This window comes from Paenibacillus aurantiacus (genome assembly GCF_042431225.1).
Classification (GTDB): domain Bacteria; phylum Bacillota; class Bacilli; order Paenibacillales; family Paenibacillaceae; genus Paenibacillus_Z; species Paenibacillus_Z aurantiacus.
The window spans coordinates 80,133-98,398 of sequence record NZ_JBHMDO010000012.1; the positions used below are offsets into that span (position 1 = coordinate 80,133).

Annotated in this window: 11 protein-coding genes; all 11 read left to right on the forward strand. The window is 60.2% G+C overall.

Annotated features, from left to right (window positions below; all coding sequences use genetic code 11):
* The first annotated feature begins 4 nt into the window (after positions 1–4).
* The 11 genes from ACFFSY_RS06710 (at position 5) to ACFFSY_RS06760 (ending at position 18,266) form a co-directional block, all read left to right on the forward strand.
* Positions 5–2,737, forward strand: coding sequence for an alpha-L-rhamnosidase (locus tag ACFFSY_RS06710; RefSeq protein WP_377491789.1), 2,733 nt, complete (start codon positions 5–7; stop codon positions 2,735–2,737).
* 253 nt (positions 2,738–2,990) lie between these two features.
* The gene (locus ACFFSY_RS06715) at positions 2,991–4,331 is read left to right on the forward strand and encodes an ABC transporter substrate-binding protein (protein ID WP_377491792.1); all 1,341 of its coding nucleotides are present in this window, start codon (positions 2,991–2,993) and stop codon (positions 4,329–4,331) included.
* On the forward strand, positions 4,328–6,172 hold the full coding sequence (locus ACFFSY_RS06720; protein WP_377491795.1) for a cache domain-containing sensor histidine kinase: 1,845 nt from the start codon (positions 4,328–4,330) through the stop codon (positions 6,170–6,172). The genes ACFFSY_RS06715 and ACFFSY_RS06720 overlap by 4 nt, the downstream gene beginning before the upstream one ends.
* Positions 6,144–8,126: an RICIN domain-containing protein gene (locus ACFFSY_RS06725; RefSeq protein WP_377491798.1), complete on the forward strand. Its 1,983-nt coding sequence runs from the start codon at positions 6,144–6,146 to the stop codon at positions 8,124–8,126. The genes ACFFSY_RS06720 and ACFFSY_RS06725 overlap by 29 nt, the downstream gene beginning before the upstream one ends.
* A gap of 233 nt (positions 8,127–8,359) precedes the next feature.
* Positions 8,360–11,188, forward strand: a complete 2,829-nt coding sequence (locus ACFFSY_RS06730) for a beta-galactosidase (RefSeq protein WP_377491801.1) — start codon at positions 8,360–8,362, stop codon at positions 11,186–11,188.
* 141 nt (positions 11,189–11,329) lie between these two features.
* Complete coding sequence (locus tag ACFFSY_RS06735) at positions 11,330–12,199, forward strand: ABC transporter permease (RefSeq protein WP_377491896.1); 870 nt, start codon at positions 11,330–11,332, stop codon at positions 12,197–12,199.
* Positions 12,200–12,211: 12 nt separating this feature from the next.
* Complete coding sequence (locus ACFFSY_RS06740; RefSeq protein WP_377491804.1) at positions 12,212–13,123, forward strand: carbohydrate ABC transporter permease; 912 nt, start codon at positions 12,212–12,214, stop codon at positions 13,121–13,123.
* A gap of 69 nt (positions 13,124–13,192) precedes the next feature.
* On the forward strand, positions 13,193–14,812 hold the full coding sequence (locus ACFFSY_RS06745) for a DUF3502 domain-containing protein (protein ID WP_377491807.1): 1,620 nt from the start codon (positions 13,193–13,195) through the stop codon (positions 14,810–14,812).
* Between the two features lie 275 nt (positions 14,813–15,087).
* Complete coding sequence (locus tag ACFFSY_RS06750) at positions 15,088–15,267, forward strand: hypothetical protein (protein WP_377491810.1); 180 nt, start codon at positions 15,088–15,090, stop codon at positions 15,265–15,267.
* 33 nt (positions 15,268–15,300) lie between these two features.
* Entirely contained in the window at positions 15,301–16,965 is a 1,665-nt protein-coding gene (locus ACFFSY_RS06755; protein ID WP_377491813.1) for an RICIN domain-containing protein, read from the forward strand.
* A gap of 320 nt (positions 16,966–17,285) precedes the next feature.
* Entirely contained in the window at positions 17,286–18,266 is a 981-nt protein-coding gene (locus ACFFSY_RS06760) for an ABC transporter ATP-binding protein (RefSeq protein ID WP_377491816.1), read from the forward strand.

Genomic DNA, 18,266 nt, shown 5'->3' on the forward strand with positions numbered 1-18,266 from the left:
AGCAATGGGGACGACTACGCTGCAAATCAAGCAAATTCGCTGCGAATATCGCGATAATCCGATCGGCGTCGGAAGCCGTAAGCCAAGATTCAGCTGGCAGCTGGCATCGGCCGAGCCTGGGACGATGCAGACCGCCTATCACATTCAAGCCGCCGATTCGTCGGAAGCCCTATTAACCGGCCCATATATGTGGGATACGGGCAAGGTGGCGTCGGAGCAATCTGTCTTGATCGAATATGATGGGGCCGAATTGCATGCCGAACGACGTTACTTTTATCGGATTCGGGTGTGGGACAATCATGGCCGGGATTCCGGTTGGAGCGACGCTCGATTCTGGCAAATGGGGCTGCTCGCGCCGGAAGACTGGGAGGCGGCGTGGATTACGCCCGACCCGACCGCGCTCGGCTCCGAGTCGGAAGAGGCGTTCCTGCTTCGCCGGGCTTTCACGGTAGGGGAAGAGCCGAAGCGCGCGACGTTGTACGCGACCAGCCTGGGCTTCTACGAGCTGGAGCTGAACGGCCGCCGGGTCGGCGATTGGCAGTATACGCCGGGCTGGACGAGTTACCGGCATCGTCTGCAGGCGCAAGCGTACGACGTAACCGATCAGCTGGCAAACGGCGGACCCAACGTCATCGGCGCGACGCTTACCAACGGATGGTATAGCGGCGATCTGGGATGGGGCGGAGCCAAGAAGCATTACGGCGCAACGCGCGCGCTGCTGTTCCAGCTGAGGATCGAATACGCGGACGGGTCGGTGGATACCGTCGTCAGCGACGCGAATTGGCGGGCATCGACGGGGCCGGTGCGAATGGCGGAGATTTACCATGGAGTGACGTACGATGCGCGACTGGAGCAGGAAGGATGGAGTCGTCCGGGTTTCGTGGACGAAGGGTGGTCGCCGGTCGTCGCGATCGATCATGCGAAGGATATTCTGGTCATGCAGGAGAACGAACCTTCGCGAGTGACCGAGAGGCTGAAGCCGCTGACGCTGCTGACGACGCCGGCCGGCGAGACCGTGCTCGACATGGGGCAAAATATGGTCGGACGGCTCTATATGTGTCTGAACCTGCCGGCCGGCACGGAACTTACGCTCACGCATGCCGAGGTGCTGGACCGCGAGGGTAATTTCTACGTCGCCAATCTGCGCAATGCGAAGCAGCAAGTACGGTACTTATGCAAAGGCGGCGAAGAAGAATACGAATCTCGCTTCTCCTTCCAAGGCTTCCGTTACGTCAAAATCGAAGGATGGCCGTCGGATGTGCCGATTGACGCGGAGCGCTTCGCGGGACATGTCGTCCATACCGACATGGCGCCTGCGGGTTCGTTCGAGTGCTCGCATCCGCTGCTCAACAAGCTCCAGCGCAACATCGTGTGGGGGCAGCGGGGCAACTTCCTCGACGTGCCGACGGATTGCCCGCAGCGCGACGAGCGGCTCGGCTGGACCGGCGATGCGCAGGTGTTCGTCCGGACAGCGGCGTTCAACTACGGCGTGGCGCCGTTCTTTGCCAAGTGGCTGCGGGATTTGAAGGCCGACCAGCGCGCAGACGGCGGCGTTCCGTTCGTCGTGCCGCATATCTTGGATGACAAGTCGTTCTCCTCCGCTGCTTGGGGCGATGCGGCGGTCATCTGCCCGTGGACGATCTACCAATGCTACGGCGACAAGAGAGTGCTGGAAGAGCAATATGAGAGCATGCGCGGATGGGTCGACTATATCCACGCCCAGGGCGAGAACGAGCACTTATGGAATACCGGCTTCCACTTCGGCGATTGGCTCGGCTTGGATGCCAAGGAAGGCAGCTATGTCGGCGCGACGCCGACAGACTTGATCGCAACAAGCTTCTATGCCTATTCGACTGCTTTGTTCGTGCAAGCTGCCGAAGTGCTCGGTAGAGAAGAAGATGTTCGCACGTACGGTGCGCTGCACGAACGGATCTTGGAAGCGTTCCTGCGGGAGTTCGTCACCCCGAGCGGGCGGCTGGCCGCCCACACGCAGACCGGCCACGTGCTGCCGCTCATGTTCGGGCTCGTCGGCGGGGAAGCGCGGGAACGGTTGGCTCGGACGCTCGCATCCTACGTTGAAGAACAGAAGCATCATTTGACGACCGGGTTCGTCGGCACGCCGTATTTGTGCCACGTGCTGACCGACAACGGCTACCATGACTTGGCCGTGAAGCTCGTCCAGCAGGAAGCGTACCCCTCCTGGCTCTATTCGGTGAACCAAGGGGCCACGACGATATGGGAGCATTGGGACGGCCTCAAGCCGGACGGCACGTTCTGGAGCGAAGATATGAACTCGTTCAACCATTACGCGTACGGAGCCGTCGGCGACTGGCTGTACCGGGCGGTCGCAGGGCTGGACATGGAAGAATCCGAACCCGGTTACAAGCGGATTCTATTCCGGCCGCGTCCGGATTCTGCCCTGGAGTATGCCAAGGCGGCCTATGAATCGGCTTATGGCACGATCCGCAGCGAATGGCGACTTGAGCCGGACGGAGCTGTGCATTATGAGTTCGAAATTCCGGCGAATGCGACGGCCGTCGCTTTGCTGCGCGGAGCGGCAGCACATTCAGCAGAAGTGAACGGAAGTCAGTTGGATGAGAACAACGCTCAGCTGCCTGGATTAGTGCGAGCGACTTCGGAGAATGGCGATCTCCGGCTCGAGCTGGGATCCGGGCAGTACCGGATTCGAGCGGCCAGCGGAAGCGACGCAGTCTCGGATGTTGTACGTACAAGTTAACGGAATATCACTGACAATTGGCAGTCCTGATAGGCACCGGCGATAACGCCGGTGCCTTTTATTTATTAGCGTAGTTAATGATCCCAAGCCATTGAATGACCCTTATTTTTCCATCCAACTATAGGCCTAATTGAGTGTTCACCTGTACGAACAACGGGTGTAGAATGTGATGTAACCGCTATCATGAGAGAGCTGCGAACGGCGGTTTTGCTGGGATGAAGGAGGGCTTTCGAATGAGAGAGCAAGGGAACCGATGAAAGGGACGCGCTGGTATGTTTACGGTGGCGTCCTGCTTGTCGCGATGGCGCTCGCGACGGTTCAGCTGATCGGCATGCTGCGCGAAGCCGGCGAAGGCGCGGCGGTCGGCGCCGCGGATACAAGCGGACGGATCCAGCTGCTTTGGCTGCATCATTTCGACGAGCCGGGGAGTCAGGCATGGATCGATTCGGGCATCCGTCAATTTCAGGAGAAGCATCCGAACGTGACTGTCACGGCGATGCCCCTGGATGGCGGCGACTACATGTCGCTGCTGCGCATGCGTATTGCAAGCGGCGAGATGCCGGATCTGTACATGCTGGATCATCTATTCGGCGCTCAGGACATCATCGAAGCGGGATTCGCCGCGGATCTAACCGGCCGCGCCTCCTTGAAGCAGGTAGAACCTCGTTATTTGAAGGGCGGGAGCTCGGAGGACGGGCGCACCTGGATGCTGCCGATCGATGCGAACGGACTCGGGGTTACCTATAACAAGGAGGTATTCGCGAAGGCGGGCATCAAGCGGCTGCCGGAGACATGGAACGAGTTCCTGACGCTCTGCCAGCGGCTGGAGCAAAGCGGCGTGACGCCGATTGCAGCCGGCTATAAGGACACCTGGACGTTATTCTGGGACTTGGCTACGGATCTGGTGCCCTCTACGTTGTTGAATGACCCGCTCCTCGTGGAGAAGCTCAGCGACGGGACGAGGACATTCGAAGCGAGCGCGGATTCGTTGGCGCAGCCGCTTCACCGGTTGGCCGAGCGGTTCGCGTACGTCAATTCGCATCCATTCGAGACGTCCTGGGATGAAGCGCGGACGATGGTCGCCGAAGGGAAGGCGGCCATGATCGTCGGCGGCACGTGGAGCGTGGACGGCGTCCGCTCCGTCAATCCAGACGTCTCCCTTGGCCTATTCCCGCTGCCGTATTCCGACGATCCAGCCGATTCGCTGTTCCCTATGAAGGCAACGGGCGGAATTGTCGTCAATCCGCTCTCGCCGCATGCCGATCTGGCGCTGGAGCTGCTTGATTGGTTCGCCCGGCCGGAGATGGGGGACTCCTTGCAGCGGAATAAACGGAGCGTCTCCGTGCTCAAAGGCGTGGAGCAGGGGTTCGATCCGGCCATCGCGGAATTGAACCGCGGTTATATCGAGACGAACCGAACCGTCGATTGGTCTGGCGTCCAGACAGGCTTCACCAATCAGCAGCTGGCACGCGCCTTCTCGGTCGCGGTCGCCGATTATCTGATCGATCCCGGCCGAGGCGTAGATGCCTTGCTCCGGGGGCTTGACGAAGTGGTGGTGCAATCGGGCAAGCGGGAAGGAGACGAGGGCCGATGAGCAAGCCTTTGATCCGGCAGCGATTCCGTTTCTTCCGCAGCACGCATATCCGATCCAAAATATTGATCTCCAATCTGCTCCTGATCTCGCTTATGGCCGTATCGATCGGCAGCTTGGCCATCTACGCGACACGGTATTATACGGAAGTGCAAACCAAGGATTTGACGCTGCAGCTCGTCCACCAAGCGTCGGACAAGATCGAATACCGGGCGAAGGCGTTCGTCGGGACGAGCGTGGAGCTGCTCATGCACGAGGAGCTGCGCCAGATGGTCGCGGGCGGCTCGGGCGAAGCGGCATCGAATGATGCGCGGAACCGCATGCGGATTAACGCGCTGTTGTCCGAATTCGCGCATAACAACCCGTTTCTTAACGCTGTTCTCGTCCGATCGACGGATGGCGTCGTGTACTGGTGGTCCGGCGCGAATGGCGCCGCCGGACAACTGTCGGAACGGGAAGCCGCCGATTTGGCTTCAGTCGCGGCATCGCTGCTGGCGAAGGCCGCTCCCAATCTGATGTGGGCCGACTCGCCCCGGGGCGGCGACGAAATGATGTTCGTTCGGGACTATATCGACGTCGATGCGGTCAATCGGAGCTCCGGCACGCTCGTATTTCTGCTCGACTCCGAATATTTCTGGGACCTTGACCGGCAGCAGTCTCTCATTCAACAAACGAACATGGCGATCCTGAACGATGCGGGAGCTTTCATTACCGGCGGCACGTCGCCCCATCTGCGGGAGGCGGCCGATCGTTCGTCGCGTCTTCGCGAGGGCGGATTGGCCTTCGCCGACAGCCGAGTGCGCGAGCTTGGCGGGGAGAGCTATCTCGTGACGCAAGAGCGAAGGTCGGACGGGGGCTGGACGGTCGTCTGTCTCATTCCCACCTCCATGCTCTTCGGCAAGATCCGTATTCTGCAGCTGGTCATTGCGATCGTCGCGCTCGGCGCGATTCTCCTCTCGGCACTGGTGGCGGTGTATTTGTCGGATTCGACGACGCGCGGCATCAAGCTGCTCGAGCGGACGATGCGCCGTGTGGAGGACGGCGATTTCGGCATTCGCATCCAGCCGCTCGGCACCGACGAAGCGGGAATTCTAGCGATTCGGTTCAACGCGATGCTGGAGCGGATCGAAGAGCTGATCACGACCGTGTACAAGGTTCGGCTGGAGAAGCAGCAAGCGGAATTCTCCGTGCTGCTGGCGCAGATCAATCCTCATTTCCTCTATAACACGCTGGGCACGATCCGCTGGTATGCGCGAATGAAGCAGCAGCCGGAGTTGGAACGAATGCTGGCTTCACTCATCGGATTGCTCAAGTCGTCGGTCAGGCGCACGAGCGAGACGCGCACCCTCGGAGAGGAGCTGGCAGATATTCGAAGCTACATCGAGCTGCAGAAAATCGGCTACGGCGACGCTTTCGAAGTGCGCTACGATATCGGGGACGAGCTGCAGACCTGCGGAGTCCTTTATCTGACGCTGCAGCCTCTTGTCGAGAATGCGATTTTGCACGGGCTCGAAATATCCAAGGGGGGCGGCTGCATCACGATCGCCGGAAGAGCGGATGGCGACGATGTCGTGCTGACGGTGTCGGATAACGGAATTGGAATTCCGCTAGAGAAACTGGCGTCCTTGCTCGAAGGACCCGAGAGCCGAGGCGGTTATCCCGGATTGCACAGCATCGGCGTCCGCGGCGTACATGAGCGGCTCCGTTTATATTATGGCGAGCCGTACGGATTAAGCTTCCGGAGCGCGCCCGGCCACGGGACCGAGGCGTTCGTGAGGATGCCGCGCATACAAGTGACGGAAGGGGCGATGACGGTTGCTGCGAGCGATGATCGTGGAAGATAACGCCGTATACAGGTATGCAATCCGGACCATTATCGATTGGGGTCAGTGCGGGTTCGAGCCGCCCGCCGAGGCGGTGAATGGCAAGCAAGCGCTATCCTGCCTTCGGGAAGCGCCGGTGGATCTTATCGTCACCGATATTAGCATGCCCGAGATGAACGGCATCGAGCTGATTCAGCAGGTGAAGCAGCTCTCGCCAGGCACCGAGATTATCGTACTCAGCTCGTACGATGATTTTCCGTTCGTGAAGAATGCGTTGAAGCTTGGCGCTGCGGATTATTTGCTCAAGCATGATTTGGAACCGGAGAACCTTGTCCAATCCGTCATGCAGGCCAAGGAGAAGATAGCGGACCGCAAACAGGCTTCCGCGAGTGAGCCGGAGCCGGAACCGGAGAACGCGATCCGACTCATTCATCGGCTATTGACGCGACCCGTCTCGCCTGAGGAAGCGGAGCGGCTGGCGGAAGCGGCACAGCTGCCGCAGCGCCGCAGCGCCTTCGTTATGCTGTCGGCGGCCGTGAATGAACCGGATTTGGATTCGGAACATGCGGCGACGGGGGCGTCTATATTCGGCCCGCTCGAACCGGCTTGGTTCGTCATTCCGCTCGGGCGCGGACGTTATGCGTTCTATGTGGATTTCAAGGATGAGAAGAGCGAAGCCCGGATGCTGACGGCCGCATACGAGATAGCCGAATGCATTAGCCGGATTGCCGGGCAGCGTGGAATGGAATGCCGAATCGGCATTAGCCGCTCTGGCTTCGGCGTCAAGACGATCGATGGGCTGCACAAGCAGGCGGAAGCAGCCGTATTTCGGAGTTTATACGAAGAAGGGGATGCCGGGCGGGTATATTCGGCTTCGGGCGACCGTCCATACCGGGACACGGTGCTGGCCGGCACCTATCAGTCGTTGTTGAAGGCGCTCAAGAGCGGGGAGACCGAGGCGTGCGAGGCGCTGACGGAGCGGTTGTTCCGGGATATGCGGATCGCCAAGCCGCCGGAAGCGGAGCTGCGCAAGCTGCTGCTCGACTTGTTCGCTTTATTGGTCGTGACGTCTTCGGATCGCGGCGCGGAGATCGAGCCGATGGACCATTGGCAGAGTTGGGTGACGGATTCGCTAGCGCGGCTGACGGCCCTTGACCGGATTCGGTTAGCCGTGCTGGAGCGGGTACGCCGCGTCTGCGGCGGCAGCGCCCGAGAACGGCCGGAGATCCGCCAAGCGAAGGCCTATATCATCAAGCATTTGGACGAGGAGCTGAACGTGGCGGACCTGTCCCGGCGGCTCGACTTGAGTCCGAACTACTTATCGATCTTGTTCCGACAGCAGACGGGGCAGCGGCTCTCCGAGTTTATCCAGCACTGCCGGATGGAAGAGGCGAAGCGGCTGCTGCGGGAGACGACGCTAAAGGTGTACGAGACGGCGGCCAAGGTCGGGTACAAAGATACGTCCTACTTCTGCAAGGTGTTCAAGGAGTACGCCGGCATGACCGTATCGGATTATCGCGGCAGCACGCAGCCGGTTAGCGGATTTCAGACAGATACCCAGTACATGCTCATTAATCGAAATAGCGGGATGGCGCTCGACGTGGACAGCGATTCGACGGCGGAAGGCGCGGAGATCATTCAGTGGCATCAGCACGGAGAAGCGAATCAATGCTGGCTGCTCGTCCCGGCGGGCGGCGATGCTTACAAGCTCGTGAACCGGCGCAGCGGCCTGCTGCTCGGGGTGGACGGCGGATCGGCGGAAGGCGGCGCGGGTCTCGTACAGGAGACGGATGGCGGCAGAACGAGCCAGCGCTGGCGGATCATGAAGTCCGGCAGCTATTACAAGCTGGTGAACGCCGGCAGCGGACTGCTTGCGGACGTGAACGGAAGCGCGAAGGCTCCGAATGCCCGAATTATTCAATGGAAAGATACGATGGGCGCCAATCAGCAGTGGGATATCGTGAAAGTGCGTTAGCGAGGCGGGCGGGTGGGTCGTCCCGATGACCGTTTCGTAGTTTTATCATACTTATCGGAGAATTCTTCAACTTCGCAAGCCGGCGATGCCGCCTTTCCCTGCGCAATGCGCGCAGCGGGGAGGCGGTTTCGTTGTTTATTGCCATATTTCTAAGATTATTCGAATGAGCCACGACTTCGGGACCGCTAAAATTAATCTTGTAATCGCTTACAACGTAAGGAGCTGATCCGTTGATGAGTCTGACCACCGAACAACCCGTCGTCCTGCAGCCGGATGCGATCCGGATCGACGGCCGCAGCGAAATATTGCTCTGTGCGTCGCTGTTCTATTTCCGGATACCGCGGGCGCTGTGGCAAACGCGCATGGAGCAGTTGAAATCATGCGGCTACAACTGCATTGACGTCTACTTTCCGTGGAACTATCACGAAGCCTCGGAAGGACAATGGGACTTCAGCGGGGAGCGGGACGCCGCGGCGTTCCTTCAGTTGGCGCAGGAGGCGGGGTTATACGTCATAGCCCGGCCGGGCCCGTATATTTGCTCGGAGTGGGATGGCGGCGGGCTGCCTGCATACTTGTTCGCGCAAGACGATATCCGGCTGCGGGACAACGACCCGGCGTTCCTGCGCCAGACGGCGCGCTGGTTCGAACGCATCATGCCGCTGCTGGCGCGCTTCGAGTATGGCCAAGGCGGAAGCGTCATCGCCGTTCAGTTGGATAACGAGCTCGACTTCTACGGATGCGAAGACCCGGCGGGTTACATGGCTGCGCTGCGGGATATGGCCAGAAGCAGCGGCATCCGCTCGCCGCTGCTCGCCTGCGCGGGGCAAGGCGGACTGTTCGAAGCTTCGGGGTATGCGAAGGGCGTCGTGCAGACGTGCAACTTCTATCCGCATAACCGCGATCCCGAGTTCGAGTCGAAAGTATTAGCCTATCAGACGGAGCTGGCGGCAGGCGGCGTGCCGCTGCTGGTGACGGAGACGAACCGCTCCCACTTTCTGCTGCGGCGGCTGCTTGCTTGCGGCGCGAAGCTGCTCGGCCCTTATTTGCAAGCGTCGGGCACCAACTTCGGCTTTACGAATGCGACGAACAATTGGGGCGAACCGCTCGCTTTCTTGACGTCGGATTACGACTTCGGCGGCATGATAGCCTCGGATGGCACGCTGCGCCCGGAAGCCCTCGAAGGTCGGCTGCTCGGCAGCTTGATCGCCGCTTACGGGACGTCGCTGGCGGAAGCCGTTCCCTTGGGCGACGCTTCAACGTCAGTAGACGTCCGAGCACGGCAAGGCGAGGTGGCTGGCCCATACGCACTGCAGCTTAAAGGCGGCGGGCGGCTTCTGTTCCTCACGAATACAGGCGTCGGAGATGCCGAGCTAAAGCTCGCGCCGACCGGCGGCAAGACGCAGAACGCCGCATCGCTGCTCTTGCATCCGGACCGATGCATCGCGCTGCCGTGTGACATGCCGCTGTCGCATTGGGGCTTGCCAGGCAGGTTGGCATTCGCGACAGCCGAGCTGTTCAGCATCCGGCACGCGAGCGGCGTTGTGCGGATGATGTTCCATACAGAGCGCGCTTCGCAGTTGGCGTTCGAAGTGGGCGAAGCACAGGCGCGTGACGCATCCGGGGTGATGATTAGCCAATCGGACGGCGTGTGCACGCTGGAATTCGGCAAGGAGGAGATTGGCCGATGCCGGTTCGATTGGCCGAGCGGCGAGAAGTTGGAGATCGTGACGATGGACCGGGAGATGGCGCTGCGGCTTGATCCTTCGAAGGAGGACGACGTCGAGAACATTCGAACCGCGGCATCCGGGGGAGGGGAAGTGACGCAGTCCGTACGGCAGCTTGAGGCCAAGTGGGAGCTGTCGTCGATCGATCCGACTCAGCCGCTGACGGTAGTACAGTCTAAGCCGATCCGACATGCCGATAACTTGGAGAAGCACGGGATTTATCGGGGGTATGGCTGGTACCAGGCGCAGCTGCCCGACGCATCCGATTCGAGTCCGCCGCTGGGGCTGTTCCTGCACAAAGGTAGCGACGTGCTGTCGTTGTACGCGGGAGATCGGTACTTGGGAACGGTCGTCCCCGGAGGCGCAAGCCGGTTCGTCCCGCTCGATGACGATGTTGCTTTAGGTTCAATTACGGCGCGAGCCGAAATCTGGGGCCACTCCAATTTCGACGATCCACGGCTGCCGGGGCTTCGATTGAACGCGATGAAAGGGATGCGCGGTCTGTCGGCGATCACCGGGATCAGGGAGCTTACCTCCAACTGGCGCTACATGTTGGCGGAATCGGACGAAGCGTTCGCCACATCGCCGGAGGTTCTGTTCCAGACGGCGGCCTCCAAGCCGATCGTCGCGTTCGGCGGCTGGCTGTCCGGCCACTCGTTCAGGCGTGAATGGTTCGCCCGTACAGTTGTCACCACCCCGGACGCGACGGCGCGCGTTCTTCGCTTCGAGGGACTCGAGGGCACGGCCGAGGTATTCGTGAACGGACTTGCCGCCGGGACCGCGCAACCGCTGGAACCGTTCGTCGATATAACTCCGTATTCATCGCCGGACGAAGAAATCGAGCTGGCCGTACTCCTCGAGCGAAACCTGGGTCAACAGGGCGGGCGCGTTCAGCTCATGGAAGGATGCGAAGCGACGCATTGGCAGCTGTCCAGCTGCGACGAGGAGGCGCTGCGCGACTATGCGCGAAGCGCGCGTCAAGCCGCAGCGGCAGCTAATCTTCCGCTCTCGCTTGCGCCAGGCGCGGTAGCGCTGCTTTATGGCGAACCGTCCCGTTCCGGACAAGACGCCGACGCGTGCGAAGGTTGGCGCGTAACCGTGCAGGGCCATGGCCTGAAGACGACGGTCTACTGGAATGGCCGGCTTATCTCGCGGCTATGGCTGCCAGGCGGGGAAGCCAGGCCGACGATGACAGGCGGCAGTCCAGATTCCTTCTATGTGCCGGGTACATGGTTCCGCAAGCCTGAAGAAGGGGCCGACGAGCTGATCGTGCTGCTGGAAGCGGTCGATGACGGTAAGCCGGCCGAGCTGCTCGGCTTCGAGGTATCGCCCATCTAAATTGCCGCGCCAAGCGCGGCGTGAAAGGAGGAGATGACGATGGCGCAATTGAGCCAAGCGAATCCGGCTCCCGGAGCCGCGGTCCAAGCCAGCCCCCGGAACCGATTGAGGCGGCTTCGGAATAACAAGACGCTGCTGCTCATGTGCTTGCCGGCCATCCTGTTTTTCCTGGTGTTCGCTTACCTGCCAATGCCGGGCCTCTACTTGGCCTTCGTCAAATACAACTACACGGACGGCATCTTCAAAAGTCCGTTCGTCGCCTTCGATAACTTCCGCTTCCTCGTCATGACAGGCGATCTGTGGAGGCTGACATTCAACACCGTCGTCTACAATCTGGCGTTCATCCTGCTTGGCAACGTGCTGCAGATCGTCGTAGCCGTGTTCCTGAACGAGCTGCGCCTCAAGTGGTTCAAGAAAGTGTCGCAGACGCTCATGTTTCTGCCGCATTTCATCTCGGCGGTGCTCATCGGTCTGATCGCCTATAACGTGCTCAGCTACGACTACGGTCTGCTGAACAGCATTCTGACTTCGCTCGGGGTCGATCCGGTCAAGACGTATTCCAATGGCAGCATCTGGCCATTCATTATCGTGCTAACGTACCTGTGGCAGTCGACGGGCTACGGCTCTATCGTCTACTTCGCCGCTATCATGGGGCTGGACAACGAAATCATCGAAGCGGCGGAGATCGACGGGGCGAACGCGTTCCAGCGCATCCGCTACATCGTGCTCCCGTGGCTGAAGCCGACGTTCATCATCCTGCTGCTGTTCTCGCTCGGCGGCATTCTACGCGGCAACTTCGGCTTGTTCTTCAACCTCGTCGGGGCGAACAACACGGCGCTGTACGCGACGACGGACATTATCGAGACGTACGTGTTCCGCGCGCTCATGACGAACTTCAACTTCTCGATCGGCAGCGCGGTGAGCCTGTACCAGTCCGTGTTCGGCTTCGTCGTCGTTCTGACCGCCAACTGGCTGGTCAAGAAATTCTCGCCCGACAATTCTCTCTTCTAGGAGGCGGCTCGCTTGGAGGAATCGAACGAAATACGCAGCATCCGGACCGATCTGAGCGGCGCGTTCGTGAAGATCGTCGGCTATTTGTTCATCGGCGCATTCTCGCTGGCGTGCTTGCTGCCGTTCCTGCTCGTGCTCGGCACGTCGTTTACGGCGGAGGCGTCGATCAAGAAATACGGCTTCAATTTTTGGCCGCGCGACTTCAGCTTTCTCTCGTACAAAATCGTCTTCGAGAATCCGAATCTCATCATCGGCTCTTATCTCGTGACGCTCGGCATTACGCTCGTCGGTACCGTGGTTGGGCTGTTCCTCGTCGCCATGACGGGCTATGCGCTGCAGCGGCCGGATTTTCAATACCGCAACGGCATCTCGTTCTTCATCTACTTCACGACGCTGTTCACCGGCGGGCTGGTGCCGTTCTATCTGCTCATTACGCAGTATTTGAGCTTGAAGGACAACTATTTGGCGGTGCTTCTGCCGGGGCTGCTTAGCCCGTTCCTGATCATTATGATGAAAAGCTTCGTCCGCTCGATTCCGCACGCGATTACGGAATCGGCCAAAATCGACGGCGCCGGCGACTTCACGATATTCGTTCGGCTGATTCTGCCGATGACAACCCCGGCACTGGCGACGATCGGGCTGTTCATCGCCCTCGGCTATTGGAACGAATGGTACAACTCGATGCTGTTCCTCTCGCCGGATGTGAAATACCGGCCGCTGCAGCTATTCCTCTACAACGTCATCACGAGCGCCGATTTCATTCGCAATTCCGCCGCCTCCTCGAACGTGACGCCGAGGGACGTGCCGCTGGAATCGATGAAGATGGCGACCGCGGTGGTGGCGACAGGGCCGGTCATTCTGTTTTATCCGTTCGTGCAGCGGTACTTTATTAAGGGCATTACGGTTGGCGCGGTGAAAGGCTAGGCGGATGTGCCGGGCATGCGAGCCATGCCCCTCACATAGATGCAAATGACAAAGGGGAGGCGTAAGACGATGAGAACGAAACGAAAACCGATCCTGCTGGCGCTCTTGGCGATCATGGTCGCGATGTTGGCGGCGTGCAGCGGCAATAATGGCAACGGCGGCAGCGCGAATGCCGGGAAGGACGGCGAGGTGCAGTCCGGCGAGCAAAGCAACCAAGGCGGCGAGAAGGCGGGCGACGGCGCGATCGATACGTCCAAATTCGTTAAGATCAGCTACTTGGTACTCGGCGACAAGCCGAAGAACGGTCAGTTCGAGCAGGTGCTCGACAAGGTCAACGCCATCATGAAGGAGAAAATCAACGCCGAGCTGGAATGGAAATGGATTGAATGGGCCGACTGGCAAACGAAATACAACCTGGCGCTCGCGTCCGGCGAATCGATCGATCTCATCACGATCGGCACCGACTGGCTGGACACATGGGGCAACGCGCAGCGCGGCGCGTTCATGAACCTGGACGACCTGCTGCCGACGTACGCGCCGGAGACGTGGAAGTCGATCCCGGCCGAAGATTGGGACCAGAGCAAGTACGGCGGCAAAATCGTGCTCATTCCCGAGAATGACTACACGCAGTGGGTCAACCATGGCTTCTTCTATCGCGGCGACTGGGCGAAGGAAGCGGGCATTACGGAGCCGATCAAGGATTGGGAAGGCATCGGCAAGTATTTGCAGTACGTGAAGGACAACAAGCCCGACGTCATCCCTTGGGACGCGGCATCGGGCGTACAGACTTGGGGCGGCTACGTCTCGTCGTACACGGATGAGCTGGAGCTGCCGATCTCGACCGGCTTCCTGCCGATCTTCACGGCGAAGTCGTTCGATGAGAAGTTCACGGTGGCAGGGCCGGTGTTTGAGGACGTCTTCCTGGATTACGCGAAGCTGATGAAAGAATGGGGAGACAAAGGCTTCTGGCGCGAGGACGCGCTCAACAACAAGAACAACAACCGCGACGCGCTCAAGGCGGGCCTCTCCGGCCTCGATCAGCATCATACGCAGACGTTCGGCGGCCTTCGCGTCGAGATGGACAAAGCGCAGCCGGGCTCCGAGCTCCAAATGTTTCCGTTCAGCCGCACGCGCGGCACGAACCTGATGGAGCTGTCGATTACGCACGGCGGCACGTCCGTCGGCGCCCACAGCAAAAATCCGGAGCGCGCGCTGATGGCTTACGAGCTGATCCGCAATAATGAAGAAATCTATCATCTGCTGAACTACGGCATGGAAGGCGTGCAGTACGAAATCAAGGACGGCAAGCGCGCGCGTCCGGCTGGCTACGACGAGACGAAGGACGGCTTCTACTCCGACTTCTGGGGCGGCCGCGTCGACAAGTTCGAAATTCCGAGCGAGACGACGTACGACCAGCTGGAAGAGACGCTGTACGCGGAATACGACAAAATCAAAAAGCCTTACGTCTACGGCCAGTTCGTCTTCGATAAGACGCCGGTCGAGGCGGAGTTGACGGCGATCTCGCAGGTGACGGGCGAGCTGGGACCGGCGATCGTCGTCGGCAAAGCAGGCGACCCGGTCGAAGCGGTCGAGGCGTTCCGCGCGAAGCTGAAGACGGCGGGCTACGACAAGGTGCAAGCCGAGCTGCAAAAGCAGTTGGACGCGTACAAGGCGCAGTTGGGCGAATAAATACGAAGGTTGTTCGAAGAGCAGACGTAACGGCGGGGAGTTCCGATGAAGACGGACGGATTCCCCGCCTTCCCTATTTACGCATCCCATTTGCGATATGCCTTTTGCGAAAGCCCGATTGCGAATCGCGAAATCCCGTATTGTGAAAGGGGGGATTGTTATGTAACGCGGTACGGCTTGGGGCAACCGAGTCAGTCACACAATCATCGTGGCTGTCATGACAGTCGTTGATAAGTCCTCTTCAATTCGCAAACAACGCAAAGGAGCGGATCGGGATGCGATTCGAAAGGAAGGTGATTGCCGGCATGCTTGCGCTTCCACTCATCATGAGCGCCGGCTTCGGTTCGGGAAGCTTCGGCGGCGGCGAGACCGCCATCGCGGCAGCTTATACAGCCGTGGTCAATCCGAGCGTTCAGTATCAAACGTGGGAAGGATGGGGCACCTCGCTCGCCTAGTGGGCGAATGTCATCGGCGGCGCGCCGGAGGCGGTGCGGACCGATTACGCGAACCGGCTGTTCAGCCAGACGTCGGGGCTTGGCTTCAACATCGTCCGGTACAATATAGGCGGCGGCGAGAACCCCGCTTATCCGAACCATATGGAGTACCGGGCTCGCGTGCCGGGATTCAAGACATCCGAGACCGCGGCATACGACTGGACCCGCGACGCGAATCAGCGCTGGGTGCTGAATGCCGCCAAGTCACGGATTCCGGCGAGCGAATTCATCGCCGAAGCGTTCGCCAACTCGCCGCCGTGGTGGATGACCAAGAGCGGGAGCGTGACGGGCGGCGTAGATGCCGCGGAGAATTTGAAGGACGATATGTACGACGAGTTCGCCGATTATTTGACGACGGTGACGCAGCATTTTCGCGACAGCTGGGGCATTACGTTCCGCACGCTCTCGCCGGCCAACGAGCCGAGCTCGAACTACTGGTATTTCGGCAACCGCCAGGAGGGCAACCGGATGTATCCGGCCAATCAGGAGAAGATGGTCGGTTATCTGTACGATTCGCTGATTCAGAAAGGGCTGGCTGCGCGGATTAGCGCGCCGGAGGAGACGTCGATCGACCTGGCCCGCAACACGATCAACAGTTATGCGCCGGCAACCAAGTCCAAGCTCGTTCAATATAACACGCACACGTACGGCGGCAGCGATCGCGTCGGCTTGAATACGGCGGCGGGCGGCAAGCGGATCTGGAACTCGGAGCACGGCGACGGCGACGGCACGGGCATCACGATGGCGCGCAGCATCCAGTGGGACATCAAGTACATGAAGAACGCGGCGTGGGTATACTGGCAGGCGGTCGAGACGCCCGGAGGCTGGGGGATGCTCGAGACCGATCTGAACAACGCGACCGGCGACCGATCGGTCTATACGGTGACGAAGAAATACTACGTCATGTCGCAGTGGACCAAATACATCCGTCCGGGTTACAAGATCATCGATATTTCGAACAACGACTCTATCGCGGCATACGACAGCGCCGGCAAGAAACTCGTCATCGTGACGGTGAATGATTCGGCTAGCGCGAACAGCTACACGTACGACCTGTCGGCATTCAACATGACGTCCAGCACCGTGTCCGGCACGCGCACGAGCGGAACGGAGAACGCGGCGGCGATTACCGGACTCACGCTATTGGGCAAAAGCTTCACGCAGACGCAGCCGTCGAAGTCGGTCAGCTCATTCGTCGTCACCGGCGTGGAGTTGGCGGCGGGCACGATCGATACGACGGGGTACTACGTGTTGACCAACGCGAATAGCGGCAAGGCGCTTGACGTCGCCGGGGGCTCGACGGCCGACGGCGCGGACGTCGTCCAGCAAGCGGCGAGCGGCGCGGCCAGCCAGCAGTGGCAGTTCGTCAGCGCGAGCAGCGGATACTATAAGCTCGTGAACCGCCAGAGCGGCAAGCTACTCGACGTGAGCGGCGCGTCTTCGGCCGACGGGGCCGACGTCATTCAGTGGACTGACAATGGAGGAACCAACCAGCAGTGGCAGGCCGTGGCGGCAAGCGGCGGGTATAAGCTCGTGAACCGCGCCAGTGGCAAGGCGCTCGACGTCTCGCAGGCGTCGACAGCTGATGGCGCGGACGTCATCCAATGGACAGACAACGGCGGCGCGAATCAGCGCTGGCAGCTGACGAAGGTGAATTAACGGTCGTAAGGGCCGTCTATTGATCGCGCGAAGCGTTCATTAGGCGGCTTCTTCGCATTCGCGACAGCGATGTACCTTCTCGGTGGGGATTTCCGATAACCTCAAACTTGATGCAAGACACCCGCTTTCGCGCGAAAGCGGGTTTTTGCCGTGCCTGCGATTGAATTCGTTAATTCCGCTATTCAAATGATCTATGATGGAAGCAATTGACGGTTATTTCCCGATAATGGTAGATTGGCTGTAACCAAAAGACGACCATTCGGATGGAGTAAATAGGAATTTGAGGCGAAGGTCAAATCCGGTCCGAATCGGAGGCGTTCATGAAGCACGTACTCGAAATCGAAAGTTTAACGGTGACCTTCCGCACCGAGAACGGGGAGGTCACGCCGGTAGAGGATGTCGGATTTGCCGTTCAACCAGGCGAAATCGTGTGCATCGTCGGCGAATCGGGCAGCGGCAAGAGCGTTACCTCGCTCGCGATTCTGAACCTGCTCGGCAGGAGCGGGCGCATCGGCCAAGGGCAGATCCGGCTGGACGGCCGTTCGTTGACGGAGCTGACGGAGGCGGAGCTTCGGAAGGCGCGCGGCAAGGAAGCCGCGATGATTTTCCAGGAGCCGATGACGGCATTGAATCCCGTGCTCACGATCGGGGATCAACTGCGGGAGGCAATCCGCCTTCACGTCGGATTGCGGGGGAAAGCGGCGAACGACTATGCCGCCGGCTTGCTCCGCGATGCGGGGATCGCGCGTCCGGAGTCGGTGTTGAAACAATATCCGCATGCACTGTCGGGCGGCATGCGGCAGCGAGTCGTCATCGCGATGGCGATCGCGGGCAAGCCGAAGCTGCTTATCGCGGACGAACCGACGACCGCTCTGGATGTGACCGTCCAAGCGCAAATTTTGGCGCTTCTGAAGCGGCTGCGAGCGCAGCACGACACCGCTATCCTGCTCATTACGCACGATCTTGGCGTTGTGGCGGAGATGGCCGACCGCGTGCTCGTCATGTACGCGGGACAAATCGTCGAGGAGACCGACGTCTTCTCGCTGTTCGAGCGCCCGCTCCATCCTTACACGAAGGGTCTCATGGCCGCGGTCCCTGCAATTGCGGATGAGCTGGAGCATCGTCTCGAAGCGATTCCCGGCAGCGTCCCGGATCTAGCCCGCCTGCCTGCCGGCTGCCGGTTCCATCCGCGCTGCCCGGCCGCGACGGATCGATGCCGAAGCGAGACGCCGCCGCTGACTCAGTCCGGCTCCGGCCATCTCGTACGCTGCTGGCTTACCGGGCACAACCCGGCTTCGTGA

Bases quoted from the DNA above. Each gene is read 5' to 3' on its own strand.
- ACFFSY_RS06760 (WP_377491816.1), top strand. From the start codon at position 17,286: ATGAAGCACGTACTCGAAATCGAAAGTTTAACGGTGACCTTCCGCACC.
- ACFFSY_RS06745 (WP_377491807.1), top strand. From the start codon at position 13,193: ATGAGAACGAAACGAAAACCGATCCTGCTGGCGCTCTTGGCGATCATG.
- ACFFSY_RS06730 (WP_377491801.1), top strand. From the start codon at position 8,360: ATGAGTCTGACCACCGAACAACCCGTCGTCCTGCAGCCGGATGCGATC.
- ACFFSY_RS06735 (WP_377491896.1), top strand. From the start codon at position 11,330: ATGTGCTTGCCGGCCATCCTGTTTTTCCTGGTGTTCGCTTACCTGCCA.
- ACFFSY_RS06710 (WP_377491789.1), top strand. From the start codon at position 5: ATGGGGACGACTACGCTGCAAATCAAGCAAATTCGCTGCGAATATCGC.
- ACFFSY_RS06750 (WP_377491810.1), top strand. From the start codon at position 15,088: ATGCGATTCGAAAGGAAGGTGATTGCCGGCATGCTTGCGCTTCCACTC.
- ACFFSY_RS06720 (WP_377491795.1), top strand. From the start codon at position 4,328: ATGAGCAAGCCTTTGATCCGGCAGCGATTCCGTTTCTTCCGCAGCACG.
- ACFFSY_RS06715 (WP_377491792.1), top strand. From the start codon at position 2,991: ATGAAAGGGACGCGCTGGTATGTTTACGGTGGCGTCCTGCTTGTCGCG.